Source organism: Streptomyces sp. SID5464 (assembly GCF_009862985.1).
Lineage (GTDB): Bacteria > Actinomycetota > Actinomycetes > Streptomycetales > Streptomycetaceae > Streptomyces > Streptomyces chartreusis_D.
This window is the reverse complement of record NZ_WWIQ01000020.1, coordinates 109,550-128,177: the sequence shown is the minus strand read 5'-3', so window position 1 is coordinate 128,177 and position 18,628 is coordinate 109,550. Positions and strand designations below refer to the sequence as shown.

The window sequence follows — 18,628 nt, the reverse complement described above, 5'->3', positions numbered from 1 at the left end:
CGTTCACCGCTCGCCATGTCAGGACTGGGCAGCTACGTTACTCATAAGTAGCATGGGATGAGCAAGCGCTCAGCGTCCTGGACCCTGGAGGAGAGCCATCGTGCCTCGTACCGTCAGGGACGTCGTCTTCGTAGACGGCGTCCGCACCCCGTTCGGCAAGGCGGGCCCGAAGGGCATCTACCACGAGACCCGTGCCGACGACCTCGTCGTGAAGGCGATCCGGGAGCTGCTGCGCCGCAACCCCGGACTCGACCCGAAGAAGATCGACGAGGTCGCCATCGCCGCCACCACGCAGATCGGTGACCAGGGCCTCACCATCGGCCGCACGGCCGGGATCCTCGCCGGTCTGCCGCAGTCGGTCCCGGGCTACTCCATCGACCGCATGTGCGCGGGCGCCCTGACGGCCGTGACCACGGTCGCCGGTTCCGTGGCCTTCGGTGCCTACGACGTGGCGATCGCCGGTGGTGTCGAGCACATGGGCCGCCACCCGATGGGCGAGGGCGTCGACCCGAACCCGCGGTTCGTCAGCGAGAAGCTGGTCGACGAGTCGGCCCTGTTCATGGGCATGACCGCGGAGAACCTGCACGACCGCTACCCGCAGATCACCAAGCTGCGCGCCGACGAGTACGCGGTGCGCTCCCAGGAGAAGGCCGCCAAGGCGTACGCCAACGGCAAGATCCAGGCCGACCTGGTGCCGATCTCGGTACGCCGCACCTCCCCCGAGGCCGGTGAGACGGGCTGGGGCCTGGTCACCGCCGACGAGCCGATGCGCCCGGGCACGACCCTGGAGAACCTCCAGGGCCTGAAGACCCCGTTCCGCGTCCACGGCCGGGTCACCGCCGGTAACGCCGCCGGTCTGAACGACGGCGCCACCGCCTCGGTCATCGCCTCCGAGGACTTCGCGCGGGAGAACGACCTTCCCGTCAAGATGCGCCTGGTCTCCTACTCCTTCGCGGGCGTCGAGCCGGAGGTCATGGGCTACGGCCCGATCCCGGCGACGGAGAAGGCACTGGCCCAGGCGGGCCTGTCGATCTCCGACATCGGCCTGTTCGAGATCAACGAGGCCTTCGCCGTCCAGGTCCTGGCCTTCCTCGACCACTACGGCATCGCCGACGACGACGAGCGCGTCAACCAGTACGGCGGCGCCATCGCCTTCGGCCACCCGCTGGCCTCCTCCGGCGTCCGTCTGATGACGCAGCTGGCCCGCCAGTTCGAGGAGCAGCCGCACGTCCGCTACGGCCTGACCACCATGTGCGTCGGCTTCGGCATGGGCGCGACGGTCATCTGGGAGAACCCGCACTTCGAGGGGGACAAGTGAGCACCACCGCCGAGCTTCTGAAGCAGGCTTCCGAACTGTTCCCGGACGAGGTCGTCACCAGTGCGCACGTACGCCACTTCGACCTCCCCCTGGGTGCCGGGCGCTTCGCCCTGATCACCCTGGACAACGGCCTGGACCACACCAAGCCGACCACCTTCGGCCCGGCCTCGCTGGCGAACCTGAACGCCGCGATCGACCAGGTCCAGAAGGAGGCGGCGGACGGCGAGATCGTCGGCGTCGGCATCACCGGCAAGCCGTTCATCTTCGCGGTCGGCGCCGACCTCAAGGGCGTGGAGATCCTCAAGGAGTACGAGCACGCGCTCGCCATCGGCAAGGGCGGCCACGAGGTCTTCAAGCGGCTGTCCAAGCTGGCCGTGCCGACCTTCGCGTACTACAACGGCGCCGCGATGGGCGGCGGTGTCGAGGTCGGTCTGCACTGCAGCTACCGGACCGTCTCCGCGGCCCTGCCGGCGTTCTCGCTGCCCGAGGTGTTCCTCGGCCTGGTCCCGGGCTGGGGCGGCTGCACGCTGCTGCCGAACCTGATCGGCGCCGACAAGGCCGTCTCGGTGATCATCGAGAACAGCCTCAACCAGAACAAGCAGCTCAAGGGCAAGCAGGTCTACGAACTCGGGATCGCCGACGCGATCTTCGAGGGCGCGGACTTCCTGGAGCAGTCGCTGATCTGGACCGCGTCCGTCCTCAAGGGCGAGCTGGAGATCGAGCGCCCGGTGATCGACCGCGGCGAGGCCTGGGACCAGGCCGTCGCCAAGGGCCGTTTCATCGCGGACTCCAAGGTGCACGGCGCGGCCCCGGCCGCCTACCGCGCCCTGGACATCATCGCCGCCGCCAAGAACGGCGACCTCCAGCAGGGCTACGACGCCGAGGACAAGGCGCTCGCCGACCTGATCATGGGCGGCGAACTGCGCGCCGGCATCTACGCCTTCAACCTGGTGCAGAAGCGCGGCAAGCGCCCGGCCGGTGCCCCGGACAAGAACCTGGCCCGTCCGGTCACCAAGGTCGGTGTCGTCGGCGCCGGTCTGATGGCCAGCCAGCTCGCGCTGCTGTTCCTGCGCCGTCTGGAGGTGCCGGTCGTGCTGACCGACATCGACCAGGAGCGCGTCGACAAGGGTGTGGGCTATGTCCACGCCGAGATCGACAAGCTGCTCGGCAAGGGCCGGATCAACCAGGACAAGGCCAACCGCCTCAAGGGGCTGGTGACCGGCGTCCTGGACAAGGCCGAGGGCTTCGCGGACGCGGACTTCATCATCGAGGCCGTGTTCGAGGAGATGGGCGTCAAGCAGAAGGTGTTCGCGGAGGTCGAGGCGGTCGCCCCGGCGCACGCGATCCTGGCCACCAACACCTCCTCGCTGTCGGTGTCGGAGATGGCGTCGAAGCTGAAGCACCCCGAGCGGGTCGTCGGCTTCCACTTCTTCAACCCGGTCGCCGTGCTGCCGCTGCTGGAGATCGTCCGCGGCGAGCAGACCGACGAGGCCTCGCTGGCCACGGCGTTCGGCGTCGCCAAGAAGCTGAAGAAGACCGCGGTGCTGGTGAAGGACGCCCCGGCGTTCGTGGTGAACCGCATCCTGACCCGCTTCATGGGCGAGATCCAGAACGTCATCGACGAGGGCACCCCGGTCGAGGTCGCCGAGAAGGCGGTCGAGCCGCTGGGTCTGCCGATGTCGCCGCTGGTCCTGCTGGAGCTGGTCGGCCCGGCGATCGGCCTGCACGTCTCCGAGACGCTCAACAGGGCGTTCCCGGACCGCTTCACGGTCTCCCCGAACCTCAAGGCGGTCGTCGAGGCGGGCAAGCGCGGCTTCTACGTCTACGACAGCGGCAAGCCCGAGCTCGACCCCGAGGTCGCGGCGCTGCTCAAGCAGGGCGACACCGTCCTGACGGAGGAGCAGGTCCGCGAGCGCGTGCTCGACGCGGTGGCGCAGGAGATCGGGCTCATGCTCGACGAGGGCGTCGTCGCCGAGGCCCAGGACATCGACCTGTGCCTCATCACGGGCGCCGGCTGGCCGTTCCACCTGGGCGGCATCACGCCGTACCTGGACCGCGAGGGCGTCTCCGAGCGGGTCAACGGCAAGAGGTTCCTGGCGCAGGGCGTGGCGAGCGTGCCCGCGTAACGCGTAACCCCTGAGGGGGGTGGGGCGTACGGTAACGATCCGGACGCCCCGCCCCCCTTCTGCATACCGCCACAGATAGGATCCTCACACAATCCGACCATTGTTTACCGTGCCCTGACGGTCTCCACCAGAGAGCGCCGGGTGTCCTCGAAGGAGTCTTTCGTGGCGTCCTCCCGTCGCCGAACACCCGGACGCCGGGTCTGGCCCAAGATCAGGCTCCTGCTCCTCGTGGCCGTGGTCGCCGCCGGTGGCACCGCGCTCTATCCCGTGTGGAAGGCCGCGAACCCGGACCCGCCCGAACTGAAGGTCCGCTACCGGACCGACACTCCGGCCACGGCCGCGGCGGCCAAGCCGTCGTTCGAGGTCTTCAACGACACCGGGAAGGCACTGCCGTTGAGCGATGTGACGCTCCGGTACTACTTCACGGCCGACGGCGCCCCGGGTCCCTCGTCGTACGCCTTCAACTGTGTCAACGCCGTCTTCGGCTGCTCGAACGTCGCCGGCCGGGTCGTCGCGATGGACAAGGCCACCGACACCGCCGACCACTACCTGGAGGTCAGGTTCACGGCCGGCGCGGGCAGCCTGAAGCCCGGCGCCAACAGCAAGGGCATCGACCTCCAGCTCTTCCGCACCGACCACAAGCGGCTGAAGCAGTCCGACGACCGCTCCTTCGACGCCGAGATGACGTCGTACAAGGAGGCGGAGAAGGTCACCGCGTACAAGCGGGGCGTCCTCGCCTGGGGTGAGGAGCCGGACGGCACCAAGGCGAGCGACGAGAAGAAGGCCTCGGCGAAGGCCGGCGCACCCGACCCGCTGCCGGCTCCCCCGGACGGGGTGCTGTTCGACGACTTCACCTACCAGGGCGCCAAGGACCCGGCCCTGTTCAAGCACGGCTGGCTGGTCCGCACCAGCAAGGGCGGCCCCGGCATCGAGAGCACCTGGTCGGCGGACGGCGTCACCTTCCCCACCGCCGAGGGCGCCCACGCGGACGGCCAGGTCCTCAACCTGCGCGCCGGCACGGACGGCACCGAGGCCGGGACGAAGCAGGCGAGCCTCGGCACCGCCGCGAGCAAGTTCCGCGACGGCACCTACGCGGCCCGGATCCACTTCAGCGACGATCCGACCACCGGAGACACCGGCGACCACGTCAACCAGACCTTCTACACCATCGGCGGCAAGGGCTCGAAGTACAGCGAGCTGGACAACGAGTACATGCCGAACGGCGGCTGGGGCCGGCCCGGCCCCAAGCTCGACACCGTGACCTGGTACGACCACAAGACGAACGACCGGGTCTACGAGACCACGAACAAGAGCCTCGCCGCCTGGCACACCGTGCTGATCAGGGTGAAGGACGGCGTCGTCGCCTACTGGCTCGACGGCAAGAAGCTCTTCCTCAGCAACGGCAAGTACGCCCCGCGCGCGGACATGTCCGTGAACTTCAACCACTGGTTCATCGACCTGCCCTTCAAGGGCGACCGCGCCTGGGACATGAAGGTGGACTGGCTCTACTACAACGCGAACGAAACCCTGTCGGCGAAGCAAGTCCAGTCCGCGGTCGAGGGCTTCACCGACGAGGGAATGAACTACTTCGACACGGTTCGGGAGTCCCGGTGAGCAAAAGGCGGTCCAACGCCCACAGGCACGCTGCCCAGGCTGCGGAGAACAAGCCGGTGGTGAGCCGGCGTTCCGCACTGTTCATGGGCGGCGCCGGAGGCGTCGCGATGGCCGGCGGTGGCGCCTGGCTGGGCCAGGTGGTGGCCCAGCCCGCCGCGCCGGCCGCCGAGGGAGCCATCGGAGGCCTCGCCACGCCTCCTCTCTACGCCCCCTCCGGCCGCCGCCCGAAGTACCGCCGGGCCAGCTGGTCCCAGCAGTTCCAGGCCTCCCACGGCTGGACGCCCGGGGGCGCGGGCACCGCGTCGGCCGAGGCGAACGACAAGTCCGCCTTCGTGCGCGGCACCCAGTCGGTCCGGGTGACCACGAACGGCACCGGCAAGCAGTCGTACGTTCGCAAGACCGGCATGCCCGCGGTGAGCCTGACCGGCAAGATGATCCGGCTCGTCTTCCGCGTCGACGACGTGACGAACCTGGCCAAGCTCGTCTTCTACCTGGGCAGCGGCTCCCTCGCGAACCACTTCGCCTGGACCTTCCACGCCCACTCCAAGACATCGGCCAACTACGTCCAGTCCGGGGAGTGGGTGACGGTCCACCTCCAGTGGGCGGACGTCAACGCGGCGGCCGGCACGTACTCCATCGGTGCCGACGGCAAGCCGTCCACCAGGACCGGCTTCACCGACATGTCGTTCGCCGTCTACGACGACGCGGGCGGCCCGGTGACGTACCGGCTCCAGGCCGTGGAGCTGATACCGGACACCGTCTCGGTCTTCCCCAAGGGCGTCGTCTCCATCACCTTCGACGACTCCCACAAGTCGATCCACGACCTGGCCCGCCCGGTCATGGACCGCTACGGCTTCCCCGGCACGGTCTACAACATCGCCGACGCCATCGGCACCGGCAGCTTCCTGACCCTCAACCAGATGCGCTCGATGCAGGACTTCTCCGGCTGGGAGATGGCCGGCCACTCGTACGCGAACGCCGTCCACACGGCGAGCTATCCCAAGCTCACCGCCGAGGAGGCCGACACCGACTTCCGGAAGCTGCGCGAGTGGCTGGTGTCCAACGGCTTCACCAGCGAGCACTTCGCGTATCCGCACGGCGCGTTCCAGAAGACGACCGACGGTGTCCCGGTCGACCAGATCGCGAGCCGGCACTTCACCACGGCCCGGTCGATCATCTCCGAGACGATCGAGTCGTTCGCGCCGGCGATGCCGTACCGCCTCAAGGCGCTGACCGGCATCAACGACGGCACCGGCATCGGCGGTACGGCGCTGCCGAAGCTGACCGGCGCGGGCGGCCGGCTCGACCGCTGCGTGAACAGCGGTGACTGGCTGATCCTCTGCCTGCACAAGGTCACCGAGGGCGCCCCGGCGACGAGCACCGAGATCGGCAAGGCGGGCCTGGAGACGCTGATGAAGGCGATCGACGACCGGGACATCCCGGTGCTGACGGTCGAGGAGGCGATGGCTTCCTACACCTGAGGCCCGTACACGTGAGGACACACCAGAGAGGGGCGGCCCGGCGGCCGCCCCTCTCTTCGCTCTGCTACGGCTCTACCAGCCGCCCTGACCGTTCCCCTGCTGCCAGGAGGGGTTTTCCTGGTAGGGGTAGGCGCCCTGCTGCGGGTACTGCTGGGGGTACTGCTGCTGGTACTGGTCGGGATGGCCCTCGTACCCGCCCTGCCACTGCTGCTGGCCGGCCGGTTGCGGTGCTCCCCAGCTCACGCGCTGCTGCGGGACGGCCGCGTGCTGCTCCTCGTCGTAGCCGGGGATCGGCTGCGGCTGGGCCGGGATGCCGCCGGACGGACGGGGCCGGGTGCGCAGGGCCACGCCCTCCAGACGCATCAGCTGGAGTGTCTCGGTGACCTTCTTGTCGGAGTACGGGTCCTCTTCCTCGAAGATCTCCGTCACATCGGACTCGTGGTCACCGGCCACGGACACCTCGACACCGCCCTGGCGGGTGCCCCAGCTGCCCTTGTGCAGGGTGAACAGGGCGTAGAACCGCAGCGGGGTCAGCAGCGTCAGCTGGATCACGCCGTAGATCGGCGCGAGCAGGAACATGCCGAAGCGCTTGACGAAGCCCATGCCGCGGCGCGGGAAGTCGAGGTAGCGCACATTGCGCAGGTAGCCCATCAGCACCATGAAGACCAGGTAGTCGCCGATGTGGTTGACGAACTGCTGGGGCTTCAGGATGGGCAGGATGACCATCGAGTAGAACATCGCCGAGCCGAAGACCAGCCACAGCGCGAGTTCCATGCAGGTCAGCCAGAAGGCGGGCCGGTACTTCTTCTGGTGCCGGAAGGCCCACAGGGACTCGCGGAAGAAGGACTTGTTCCAGCGGACCTGCTGGCGCAGGAAGTGCGGCAGCTTCTCGGGGACGGCCGTGTAGCCGACGGCCGTCTCCTGGAAGACGACCTGGCCCTCCATCAGGCAGTAGTTGGTCATCCGGCGGTCGTCACCGAAGACGGCCGGCTTGCCCAGGAACTGCTGGTTGAGGAAGTCCGGCAGGTACTTGCGCACCAGCGTGCCGCGGTACGCGGAGAGCGCGCCGCAGCAGCACAGGACCGACTTCAGCCGCGAGTAGGCGGCCCGCTCGAAGAGGAACGAGTTGCCGTAGCGCAGGTCCTGGAGGCGGGTGAAGATGTTGCTGTCGTGGTTGAGCGCCAGCACCATGCCGGTGGAAGCCATGATCTTCTCGTCGGCCAGCGGCAGCAGCAGCTCGCGCACGGTGTCCCGGGACAGCACGGTGTCCGAGTCGACGCAGAGGAAGATGTCCGAGTACGGCGCGGCCTCGAAGCCCAGCGCCAGCGCCTCGCGCTTGCCCTTGTTCTCGGGCTGGACGCTGACGGTGTACTTGACGCCCTTGGCCTCGAACTCGCGGCGCAGCTTCTTGGCCGCCCGGATGCCGGAGTCGTTGGCGCTGGCGTCGTCGATGATGTGGATCTCGTTCGGCAGGCGGCTCTGCGCGAGGAGGCTGCGCATGCCCTGCTCGAACATCACCGGGTCCTCGTTGTAGATCGGGATGACCGCGGTGACCCAGGCGTTCTCCAGGTACTCCAGCTCCTCCCGCCCGGCCTTGGCCGGACGGTAGAAGAGGGCGCCGAACATCTTCAGGGCCAGCAGGCCCATGGCACCCATCGAGTACAGGTGCAGGGAACCCGCGTCGAGCCGGGTGGCGATGAGCGCGGCCAGCCCCAGGAAGACGAAGTACGAGACCTTCAGGTGCCGCCGCTTGCGGTGCGCGCGACGGCCACCGGAGTCGACAGCCCCGGGTATGTACGTGTCTTCGGTTGTCACAGCTTGACCACCCGCGGGTGATCGGCGGACTTGCCCCGGGTGTCGAAGAGCGCCCGGGCCCGGTCGGCGAGCACGTCCAGGTCGATCTCGCGGTGCGGCTGGAGCAGGATGGTGAGGTCGGCGGCCTCGGCGGCGGCGAGATAGTCGTCGGCACGCTCGACGGACGCACCACCGACGCGCCAGTCCTCGACCCGCGGGTCGAAGTAGGCGAGTTCGGCACCGCGCGCGAGGAGGTTCTCCGCGACGGCCATCGCCGGGCTCTCGCGCTGGTCGGAGATGTCCGGCTTGTAGGTCACGCCGAGCAGCAGGACGCGGGAGCCGCGCACGGCCTTGCCCTGGTCGTTGAGCAGATCGGCCGCCCGGTTGACGACATGCACGGGCATCCGCTGGTTGATCTCCTGCGCCAGCTCCACGAACCGGAACGGGATGCCCAGCGAACGGACCTTGTACGACAGGTAGTTGGGGTCGATCGGGATGCAGTGCCCGCCGACGCCGGGGCCGGGGTAGAAGGGCGCGAACCCGAACGGCTTCGTGGACGCGCACCGGATGGCGTCCCACAGGTCGACACCGATCTCACGGCAGAACATCGACATCTCGTTGACGAGGGCGATGTTGACGTGCCGGTAGGTGTTCTCCAGCAGCTTTGCCATCTCGGCCTCGCGGGTGCCCTTGGCCTCGACGACCCGGTTCACGAAGCGCTCGTAGAGGGCGCGGGCGGCCTTGGTGCAGTCGGCCGTGATGCCGCCGACGACCTTGGGCGTGTTCTCCAGCCCGAAGGCGGCGTTGCCCGGGTCGATGCGCTCCGGGGAGAAGGCGAGGTGGAAGTCGGCGCCGACGCGCAGCCCACCGGCCTCCAGCCGGGGCCTGACGACCTCGTCGGTGGTCCCCGGGTACGTCGTCGACTCCAGCACGACGAGCGTGCCGGCCCGGAGGTGGGCGGCGATGTCGTCCACGGCCGCGTGCACCGCGCCGAGGTCCGGGGCTCCGTGGTCGGTGAGCGGCGTCGGCACGCACACCACGACCGCGGCGGCATCCGCGATGACCGCGGCCCGGTCGGTGGCCTCGAAGCCCCGATCCAGCATGCCGCGCACATCGGCGTCGGTGATGTCGTCCACATGCGAGCGGCCGGCGTTCAGCCCGTCGACCACCCGTCGGCTGCGGTCGAGACCCACCACCCTCAGGCCCGCGGCAGCCGCGGACCTGGCCAACGGCAGCCCCACGTAACCGAGTCCGACAACCACAAGATCCACCGTGGAGGATCTGCTCACGACATCATTCCCAACCCCGTTGCCGCGGCCCCGGCCAGACGCAGCAGCAACCGGCCCCCCAGCAAAATCGAACAAGTGCGAGGAGGTTAACAAGACCTTCACTTTTTGACCATGTTCACCCGAGGTGCGTCTCGTCACGCACACATTCGTACAACCCTTGACACACTTCGGGTGTCTGGAGCGACGGGAGCCTCAGAAGGAACGGGTGAGTCAGATCTCCCGCCAGGCCTCCAGCGCGAGCCCCGGCTCGTCCTTGCGGCGGGTGAGCAGCAGCTTCCCGGCCGACGGGGAGACGGAGGCCGCGACGACCTCGTCGTGTTCGTCGAGCGCAAGCGACACCGTGGCGTCGGCGGGCAGCTGGGGACCCGACTCGGTCCACCAGGCCCCGGCGGACTCCTGTTCGGTCGGATAGGCGGCGAACGCGACCCGGCCGCTCGACGACCGCTGGGCGAGCACGGTGCAGTCGTGCCCCTCGATCTCACAGCGCACGGCGGACACGGGACCCGGCCCGGCGGAGGCGATGAGCGTCACCGGCTTCTCCCCCGGGCGCCAGGCGCACAGGTCGCCGGAGGCCTCCGTGAAGAAGAGGGTGGTGTGTTCGGCGGACGTGGCGATCGCCCGCAGGGTCCCCGGGCGCACGGGCACGTCGGCCCCCTCCCCCCGCACCGGGGTCCGGCCCGGCTCCTCCTGCCGCCAGTGCAGAATCCCGCCGGCGGTGCAGGCGTACACCTCGACCAGCCCCGACTCTCCCGTGACGGCGGCCAACTCCCCCGCCACGTCATGCCCTTCGAGGTCCTGCCAGGGCCCCCAGCCGCCCTTCTCCTTCTGGTTGCGCAGGCTCACTCCGCCGCCCTTGTTGCGGACGAAGACGTAGCCACGCCCTTGCGCGTCGACGGCGACGGCCGGCTCGCCCGTCCGCTCGCCCTTCTTGTCCGGGTGCCCGATCGGGACCCAGTCCAGGGGCGCGAGGCGGGGCCGGAAGTGGGTGGAGTGCACGAGTCCCGACTCGCCCGGCACGGTGGGCCGCCAGGCGGCCAGATGGGCGTAGCCGTCGGCGCCCTGGCCGACCGCGACGCCCGGGTGCAGCTTCTGGGTGCCGCCGACGGTTCGGGGGGCGTCCCAGGAGCCGGCGGGGCCGCGTTCCGCACGGCACAGGACGGCGTCGCCGGAGGGCAGGTAGACGGTGAGGCAGCCGTCGCGGCCGCGGATGAGCCAGTCGCCGTTCACCTGTTCACCTTACGCGGGCGGTACAGGTCGGCACCCCGCCCGCCCCGTGCCTGGCCGGGGTCCGCCGTGCGACCCTGACCACATGGACAACAACGCTCCCCTGCTTGTCGTCGTCGACGCCGCGAATGTCGTCGGGTCGGTGCCGGACGGTTGGTGGCGGGACCGCAAGGGGGCGGCGGAGCGGTTGCGGGACCGGTTGGCGTCGGACGGGGTGCCGGGGGTGGCGGCCGCCGGGCCGGTGGAGATCGTGCTCGTGGTGGAGGGGGCGGCGCGCGGGGTGGAGTCCGTGTCCGGGGTGCGGGTGGAGTCGGCGGTGGGCAGCGGGGACGATCACATCGTGGACGTGGTCGCGGGGGCGGGTGCGCGTGCGGTGCTGGTGGTCACGGCGGACCGGGAGCTGCGGAGGCGGGTCGGGGAACTGGGGGCGGAGGTGACGGGGCCGCGGTCGGTACGGCCCTAGGGGTGCTGGGGGACGCTGCGCAACCCGGCGCTGCAGGGGCGCTGCTGGTGGCTGCCCGGGTCGGGTGGGTCCGCAACCCGGCGGAGCGGGGTGCCGCCGCGCCCACCCGTGCCGCCCTTGGCGGCACGATTGCCCGCAGCCAGGGCAGCTGGGCGGGAGCCACCGCGTAAGCGGGTCGCGCGCGGGCTAGAGCGTTTCCTCCGGCTTCGTTGCCTCTCCCCTCGCGAGGCGGCTGTGTGTGCGGCCGTAGAGGAAGTACACCAAGAACCCGGCGGCCATCCAGATGCCGAACCGCACCCACGTCTCGGCCGGCAGGTTGATCATCAGCCACAGGGAGGCGCACACCGACACGATCGGGATGACCGGCACCCACGGCGTGCGGAACGCCCGGTGCAGGTCGGGGCGGGTCCTGCGGAGGACGAGGACACCGATGGCGACCACCACGAAGGCGAACAGCGTGCCGATGTTCACCAGCGCGGCGAGCTCCGTCAGCGGAGTGAAGCCGGCCAGGATCGCGATGATCACGCCGAGCAGGATGGTCGGCCGGTGCGGGGTCCTGAACCGCGGGTGGACGTGCGAGAAGAACCGCGGAAGCAGCCCGTCACGGCTCATCGCGAAGAACACCCGGGTCTGCCCGAGCAAAAGGATCATGCACACCGTCGTCAGACCGACCGCGGCGCCGAAGCTGATGAAGCCCGCGAACCACGGATGCCCGGTCGCCTTGAACGCGTCGGCCAGCGGGGCGTCGATGGACAGCCTGGTGTAGTGCTGCATGCCGGTGACGACGATCGACACGAGGACGTACAGCGTGGTGCAGATCAGCAGGGAACCGAGGATGCCGCGCGGCATGTCGCGCTGCGGGTTCCGGGTCTCCTCCGCCGCCGTGGCCACGACGTCGAAGCCGATGAAGGCGAAGAACACGACGGAGGCGGCGGTGAAGATGCCCATCACGCCGAAGTTGGAGGGCGCCCAGCCGAACATGAGCTGGATCAGTGGGGAGTCGAGACTCGACCCGGCCTCCACCGGCTTCTCCTTCGGGATGAACGGGTCGTAGTTGGCACCCTTGATGAGGAACGCCCCCGCGACGATCACGACGAGGACGACCGTCACCTTGATGGCGACGACCAGCGACGTGATCCGCGCGGACAGCTTCATGCCGAGCACCAGGATGCCGGTGAGGACGAGGACGAGCGCGGCGGCGAGGATGTCGAAGCCGAAGACGTCGGCACCCTCTCTGCTGCCGAGGGCCGCGGGCATCTCCCAGCCCGCGTTGTCCATGAGCGACTGGATGTAGCCGGACCAGCCGACGGCCACCACCGCCGTACCGAGCGCGAACTCCAGGACCAGGTCCCAGCCGATGATCCAGGCGGGCAGCTCACCGAGGGAGGCGTACGAGAACGTGTAGGCGGACCCGGCGACCGGGACCGTCGACGCGAACTCGGCGTAACAGAGCGCGGCCAGGGCGCAGGCGACGCCGGCCGCGACGAACGCCAGGGCCACCGCCGGCCCCGCGTTGTTCTTCGCGACTGTTCCGGTGAGGACGAAGATGCCGGTGCCGATGATCACGCCGACGCCGAAGACGGTCAGATCCAGCGCGGACAAGGACTTCTTGAGCGCGTGCTCTGGCTCCTCGGTGTCGAGGATGGACTGCTCGACCTTCTTCGTCCGGAAGAGGGTGCTGCTCACGGGGTACCTCCCACGCTTGTCGTCCTCGACATGATCGAGAGGGGGCACCATCCGTATGCCCCGGCGGGGAAGGGTTCACGCCAATGGGCCGGTTCCACCACCCTTGGCGGTGGTGGAACCGGCCCATTCAGCGGTGTCAGTCGCGCGCGGGCTCCACGGAGTCCACCGCGTCCGCGGTGCTGCGCTCGTACCGGCCGTCCAGCCTGGCGACCAGCCCGGTCACCTGGCGGGCGATGTCCGGCGCGGTGAGGCCGATCTCGGCCATGACCTCGGCGCGCGAGGCGTGGTCGAGGAAGCGCGGCGGGATGCCGAAGTCGCGCAGCGGCACGTCGACGCCCGCGTCACGCAGCGCCTGCGCGATCGTCGATCCCACACCCCCGACCCGGCTGTTGTCCTCGACGGTGACGACCACGCGGTGCCGCTCGGCGAGCGGGGCCATGGCCTCGTCGACGGGTTTGACCCAGCGCGGGTCGACGACCGTGGTGGAGATGCCCTGCCTGTCCAGCAGTCCGGCGATCTCCAGGCACATCGGTGCGAGCGCGCCGACGGAGACCAGCAGCACATCGGGCCGGTCGGTGCCGGGCTCACGCAGCACGTCCATGCCGCCGACCCGGCCCACGGCGGGAACGGCGGGACCGACGGCGCCCTTGGAGAAGCGGACCACGGTCGGCGCGTCGTCGACGGCGACGGCCTCCCGCAACTGCGCGCGGACCTGGTCGGCGTCACGCGGCGCGGCCAGCCGCAGCCCCGGCACGACCTGGAGGATCGACATGTCCCACATGCCGTTGTGTGACGCCCCGTCGGTGCCGGTGACGCCGGCCCGGTCCAGGACGAAGGTCACCCCGCACTTGTGCAGGGCCACGTCCATCAGCACCTGGTCGAAGGCCCGGTTGAGGAAGGTGGCGTACACCGCGAACACCGGGTGCACTCCGCCCGTCGCCAGGCCCGCCGCGGACACGGCACCGTGCTGCTCGGCGATGCCGACGTCGTAGACCCGCTCGGGGAACCGCTTGGCGAACTTCTCCAGGCCCACCGGCTGGAGCATGGCGGCGGTGATGGCGACGATGTCCTCGCGCTCCTCACCCAGCTTGACCATCTCCTCGCCGAACACGGACGTCCAGTCGGCGCCGGAGGAGGCGATGGGCAGGCCTGTGTCGGGGTGGATCTTGCCGACGGCGTGGAAGCGGTCGGCCTCGTCCTGGAGGGCGGGCTGGTAGCCGCGGCCCTTCTCGGTGAGGCAGTGCACGATGACGGGCCCGCCGAACCGCTTGGCCCGCGCGAGGGCGGACTCCAGGGCCTCCAGGTCGTGTCCGTCGATCGGGCCGACGTACTTCAGGCCGAGGTCCTCGAACATGCCCTGCGGGGCGATGAAGTCCTTGAGGCCCTTCTTCGCGCCGTGCAGGGTGTCGTAGAGCGGCCGCCCGACGACGGGGGTGCGCTCCAGCACCTCCTTGGTGCGGGCGAGGAACCGTTCGTAGCCGTCCGTCGTCCGCAGTGTCGCGAGGTGGTTGGCGAGACCGCCGATGGTCGGCGCGTAGGACCGCTCGTTGTCGTTGACGACGATGACGAGGGGCCGGTCCTTGGCGTCGGCGATGTTGTTCAGCGCCTCCCAGGCCATGCCGCCGGTCAGCGCCCCGTCACCGATCACGGCGACGACGTGGCTGTCGCGCTCGAGGAGCTCGTTGGCCTTGGCGATGCCGTCGGCCCAGCCGAGGACGGTCGAGGCGTGCGAGTTCTCGATGATGTCGTGCTCGGACTCGGCCTGCGAGGGGTAGCCGGACAGGCCGCCCTTCATCTTCAGCTTCGAGAAGTCCTGACGGCCGGTGAGCAGCTTGTGCACGTAGGACTGGTGACCGGTGTCCCAGAGCACCTTGTCCTTGGGCGATTCGAAGACCCGGTGCAGGGCGATGGTGAGCTCCACCACGCCGAGGTTGGGGCCGAGGTGCCCGCCGGTCTTGGAGACTGCTTCGACAAGGAAGGTCCGGATCTCCTCCGCCAGCTGGTTCAGCTCCTCCAGGCTGAGCCGGTCCAGATCGCGCGGTCCCCTGATTCGGGTCAGCAGCGGCACCCGTGCCTCCTTGCAGTAGAGCTGTTCGAGCTGTTGCCGGGCGTGTCGAGTCTAATGTTCCGCCCCTGAGGACTGCGCCGAGGCCGTGCGTCATACGTCACGCATTCGGCTGTACCCAACTTGTGCCTCACCTACGACACGACTGTGCCCGGCACCTCGCGGTGCCGGGCACAGTGGTGGTCTTCGGCGCTACGCGCGCCCCGCGGTCTTCTGCGTCTTGCGCGTCACCGCGTCGATCACGACCGTGGCCAACAGCACACCACCCGTGATCATGTACTGCACCGGAGAAGCGATGCCCTCCAGGGCGAGCCCGTACTGGATCGACACGATCACCAGCACACCGAGCAGCGCGTTCCACGTCCGTCCACGACCACCGAACAGCGACGTGCCGCCGATCACCGCGGCCGCGATCGCGTTCATCAGCAGGTCACCCCCACCGGCACCCTGGTTCGCCGCGGCGATCTTCGACGCGATGAACAGACCGCCGACCGCCGCGAACGTCCCGGAGATCGCGAACACCGAGATCCGGACCATCTCCACGTTGATACCGGCCCGGCGGGACGCCTCGACGCTGCCGCCGAGCGCGAACACCTTCCGCCCGTACGCCGTCCGCCGCAGCACGAAGTCCGTGACCAGCAGCACCACGATGAAGATCACCACGGCCAGCGGCAGGCCCTTGTACTGGTTGAAGACGATGGCGACGGCGAACGCGACGATCGCCAGCAGCACCGTCCGCACGATGGTCTCGCTCAGCGGCCGCGACGGCACCCCGGCGGCCTCCCGGCGCCGGTTGCCGAGGAAGGAGCTGAGGAAGAACCCGGCGGTCACCACGGCGGCCAGGCCGTACGCGGCGGCCACGTCCGAGAAGTAGTAGCTGGTCAGCTGGGCCACGACCCCGTCCGGGTCGAGGTTGATCGTGCCGTTGTCGCCCAGGATCTGGAGCATGAAGCCGTTCCAGAACAGCAGTCCGGCCAGGGTGACGGCGAACGCCGGGACGCCGATCTTCGCGAAGAAGAAGCCGTGCAGCGTGCCGGCGACCGTGCCGGTGACGATGGCCAGCACGAAGGCGAGCCACTCGTTCATGCCGTTGGTGACGTTCAGCACGGCGAAGGTCGCACCCGCGACACCGCTGACCGAGCCGACCGACAGGTCGATCTCACCCAGCAGCAGCACGAAGACGATGCCGACGGCGATCATGCCCGTGCCGACCATGGCGACGGACATGTCGGACAGGTTGCCCGCGGTGAGGAAGTTGGAGTTCAGGCTCTGGAAGATGATCCAGATGATGGCCAGGCCGATGACGACCGGGATGGAGCCCAGGTCACCGGACTTCATCTTCCGCTTGAACTCGGTGACGTAGCCGGCGAGACCCTGCTCGCGCACCAGCAGCCGGGGGTCGACGACCGTGACGGCGGCCTTGGCCGCCTCGGGGTTCTCCACGACGTGGTCGTCCGGAGCCGCGGAGGTCTTGTCGATGCTCACTTGGAAACCTCCCCGTTCGTGCGCGCCGCACGGCGGGTCACGGCGTTGTCGGTGGCGCCGGTGATGGCGGAGATGATCTCTTCCTGCGAGGTCGACTTGACCTCGAAGACGCCGTTGTTGCGCCCGAGGCGCAGCACGGCGACCTTGTCCGCGACGGCCTTCACATCGGCCATGTTGTGGCTGATGAGGATCACGGCGTGGCCGCGCTCGCGCAGCCGCTCGACGAGGTCGAGGACCTGCGCGGTCTGCTCGACACCGAGGGCGGCGGTGGGCTCGTCGAGGATGACCAGCTTGGGCTCACCGAGCATGGACCGGGCGATGGCCACGGTCTGGCGCTGGCCGCCGGAGAGCGAGGCGATCGGGATGCGCACGCTGGGGATGCGGATCGACAGCGTGTCGAGGAGCTCGCGGGAGCGGCGCTCCATCTCCACCTCGTCCAGGACGCCGCGCTTGCGGATCTCCCGGCCCAGGTAGAGGTTGCCGACGACGTCGATGTTGTCGCACAGCGCGAGGTCCTGGTAGACGGTCGCGATGCCCAGGTTCTGGGCGTCGTGCGGTTTGTTGATCTGGACGGACCTGCCGTCCCATTCGATGACGCCCTCATCGATGGGGTGCACGCCGGCGATCGTCTTGACCAGCGTGGACTTTCCGGCTCCGTTGTCGCCGACCAGGGCGACCACCTCACCGGCGTGGACCTCAAGCTCTACGTCGGTGAGCGCCTGTACGGCACCGAACCGCTTGGAGACCCCGCGCAACGCCAGCACGGGCGTAGCGGACACGTGAACCATCTCCTTCGCCGCCTGACCCGGCGGGAGGTTGTGCAGAAGTGTGGGAGGAGTGATCACTCCGACGCCCCGCAGAGCTTGCGGGGCTGGTGTGGCGGGGCGCCGGAGGAACTCGGGCAGCCGGTCCCTCACGGGAGTCACGGGAGTCCGGACGCGGACTCCCGTACTCCCTCAGGGGACCTGACGGCTGCTTACTTGAGACCGATCTTGTCGCAGGCGGCCTTGTACTTGCCGGTGCAGATCTCGCTCACGGTGTAGATGCCGTCCTTGATGACGGTGTCGTTGATGTTGTCCTTGGTCAGCGAGACGACCGGGACCAGGACGGAGGGGATGGCCTTGGTGGTCGGGCTGTCGACCTTGTCCTTGGCGATGGAGTCGAGCGACTTGCCCTGGGCGAGGGCGACGGCCATCTCGGCCGCGACGTCCGCCTCCTGCGGGTAGGGCTTGTAGACGCTCATGTACTGCTCGCCGGTGACGATGCGCTGCACGCCGGAGAGTTCGGCGTCCTGGCCGGTGACCGGGATGTCGGCGATGCCGGCGGCCTTCAGGGCGGTGATGATGCCGCCCGCCATGCCGTCGTTGGCGGAGTAGACGCCGATGATCTTGTCCTTGCCGAGGGCGGAGATGGCGCCCTCCATGTTGGCGTTGGCGTTCTCCGGCTTCCACTCCTTGGTGTCGTACTCGCGGCCGATGTTCACCTTGCCGTCGAGGACGGAGTGCGCGCCCTTCTTGAACTGGGCGGCGTTGGGGTCGGTGGACGACCCGTTCATCATGACGATCTGACCGTCCTTGGCCTTGGAACCCAGGGCCTTCAGCAGGGCCTCGCCCTGGGTCTTGCCGACGGTCTCGTTGTCGAACGAGGTGTAGGCGTCGATCGGGCCCTCGGCCAGGCGGTCGTAGGCGACGACGGGGATGTTCGCGTCCTTGGCCTTCTTCACCGAGCCGGCGATGGCCTTGGAGTCCACCGCGTCCACGATCAGCACGTCGACCTTGTTGGTCACCATCGTGTCGACCTGCTGGTTCTGCGTGCTGGCGTCCTGCTTGGCGTTGGCGTAGACGACCTCGCCCTTGCCGCCGGTGAGCTCCTTGACCTTCTTCTCGATGAGCGGCCGGTCGAACTTCTCGTAACGGGCGGTCGCGTTCTCCGGAAGGAGCAGACCGACCTTGATGTCGTCGCCCTTCTTGGCGGACCCCGTGGAGTCGGCGTTGTCGCCGGACTCCTTGGCGCTGCCACAGGCAGCAAGCGAAACGGCCATCGCACCGGCGGCAATCGCAACAGCGGCGCGACGCATACGCGT

At 69.1% G+C, this 18,628-nt stretch carries 13 protein-coding genes; 5 read left to right on the top strand and 8 right to left on the bottom strand.

The genetic code is table 11. The annotated features are described in order from the left end of the window. Window positions 1-100 precede the first annotated feature (100 nt). From GTY47_RS13310 to GTY47_RS13295, 4 genes are all read left to right on the top strand, one after another. Window positions 101-1,318, top strand: coding sequence for an acetyl-CoA C-acyltransferase (locus tag GTY47_RS13310; protein WP_010033996.1), 1,218 nt, complete (start codon window positions 101-103; stop codon window positions 1,316-1,318). Further along, complete coding sequence (locus GTY47_RS13305; RefSeq protein ID WP_010033994.1) at window positions 1,315-3,444, top strand: 3-hydroxyacyl-CoA dehydrogenase NAD-binding domain-containing protein; 2,130 nt, start codon at window positions 1,315-1,317, stop codon at window positions 3,442-3,444. Before GTY47_RS13310 ends, GTY47_RS13305 begins: the two co-directional genes overlap by 4 nt. A 162-nt stretch (window positions 3,445-3,606) precedes the next feature. Then, window positions 3,607-5,058 carry a cellulose binding domain-containing protein gene (locus GTY47_RS13300; RefSeq protein ID WP_010033992.1) on the top strand — a complete coding sequence of 484 codons (1,452 nt, stop codon included), beginning with the start codon at window positions 3,607-3,609 and terminating at the stop codon, window positions 5,056-5,058. Continuing rightward, window positions 5,055-6,539, top strand: a complete 1,485-nt coding sequence (locus GTY47_RS13295) for a polysaccharide deacetylase family protein (RefSeq protein ID WP_231911110.1) — start codon at window positions 5,055-5,057, stop codon at window positions 6,537-6,539. The genes GTY47_RS13300 and GTY47_RS13295 overlap by 4 nt, the downstream gene beginning before the upstream one ends. A gap of 72 nt (window positions 6,540-6,611) precedes the next feature. Here GTY47_RS13295 and GTY47_RS13290 read toward each other — a convergent pair whose 3' ends face one another. The 3 genes from GTY47_RS13290 to GTY47_RS13280 all read right to left on the bottom strand — a co-directional run bounded on the left by GTY47_RS13290 (window position 6,612) and on the right by GTY47_RS13280 (window position 10,849). Then, a complete protein-coding gene (locus GTY47_RS13290; protein ID WP_010033985.1) occupies window positions 6,612-8,354 on the bottom strand; it encodes a glycosyltransferase in 1,743 nt (580 codons plus the stop codon). Further along, the gene (locus GTY47_RS13285) at window positions 8,351-9,622 is read right to left on the bottom strand and encodes a nucleotide sugar dehydrogenase (protein ID WP_040902514.1); all 1,272 of its coding nucleotides are present in this window, start codon (window positions 9,620-9,622) and stop codon (window positions 8,351-8,353) included. Before GTY47_RS13285 ends, GTY47_RS13290 begins: the two co-directional genes overlap by 4 nt. Before the next feature lie 210 nt (window positions 9,623-9,832). Continuing rightward, complete coding sequence (locus GTY47_RS13280; protein ID WP_010033981.1) at window positions 9,833-10,849, bottom strand: hypothetical protein; 1,017 nt, start codon at window positions 10,847-10,849, stop codon at window positions 9,833-9,835. Between the two features lie 82 nt (window positions 10,850-10,931). Here GTY47_RS13280 and GTY47_RS13275 point away from each other — a divergent pair, with 82 nt between their 5' ends. Continuing rightward, window positions 10,932-11,309 carry a hypothetical protein gene (locus tag GTY47_RS13275; protein WP_029180755.1) on the top strand — a complete coding sequence of 126 codons (378 nt, stop codon included), beginning with the start codon at window positions 10,932-10,934 and terminating at the stop codon, window positions 11,307-11,309. A gap of 186 nt (window positions 11,310-11,495) precedes the next feature. On the opposite strand, the gene GTY47_RS13270 is transcribed toward GTY47_RS13275, so the two are convergent. The 5 genes from GTY47_RS13270 to GTY47_RS13250 form a co-directional block, all read right to left on the bottom strand. Beyond that, window positions 11,496-12,995: an amino acid permease gene (locus GTY47_RS13270; protein WP_010033977.1), complete on the bottom strand. Its 1,500-nt coding sequence runs from the start codon at window positions 12,993-12,995 to the stop codon at window positions 11,496-11,498. A gap of 136 nt (window positions 12,996-13,131) precedes the next feature. Then, entirely contained in the window at window positions 13,132-15,063 is a 1,932-nt protein-coding gene (gene dxs / locus GTY47_RS13265; RefSeq protein ID WP_010033976.1) for a 1-deoxy-D-xylulose-5-phosphate synthase, read from the bottom strand. 189 nt (window positions 15,064-15,252) lie between these two features. Then, window positions 15,253-16,545 (bottom strand): ABC transporter permease, encoded by a 1,293-nt coding sequence (locus tag GTY47_RS13260; RefSeq protein WP_010033974.1) that lies wholly within the window; start codon window positions 16,543-16,545, stop codon window positions 15,253-15,255. Further along, on the bottom strand, window positions 16,542-17,333 hold the full coding sequence (locus tag GTY47_RS13255) for an ATP-binding cassette domain-containing protein (protein ID WP_010033972.1): 792 nt from the start codon (window positions 17,331-17,333) through the stop codon (window positions 16,542-16,544). Before GTY47_RS13255 ends, GTY47_RS13260 begins: the two co-directional genes overlap by 4 nt. A gap of 188 nt (window positions 17,334-17,521) precedes the next feature. Next, window positions 17,522-18,622 carry a sugar ABC transporter substrate-binding protein gene (locus tag GTY47_RS13250; RefSeq protein ID WP_040902513.1) on the bottom strand — a complete coding sequence of 367 codons (1,101 nt, stop codon included), beginning with the start codon at window positions 18,620-18,622 and terminating at the stop codon, window positions 17,522-17,524. Window positions 18,623-18,628 lie beyond the last annotated feature (6 nt).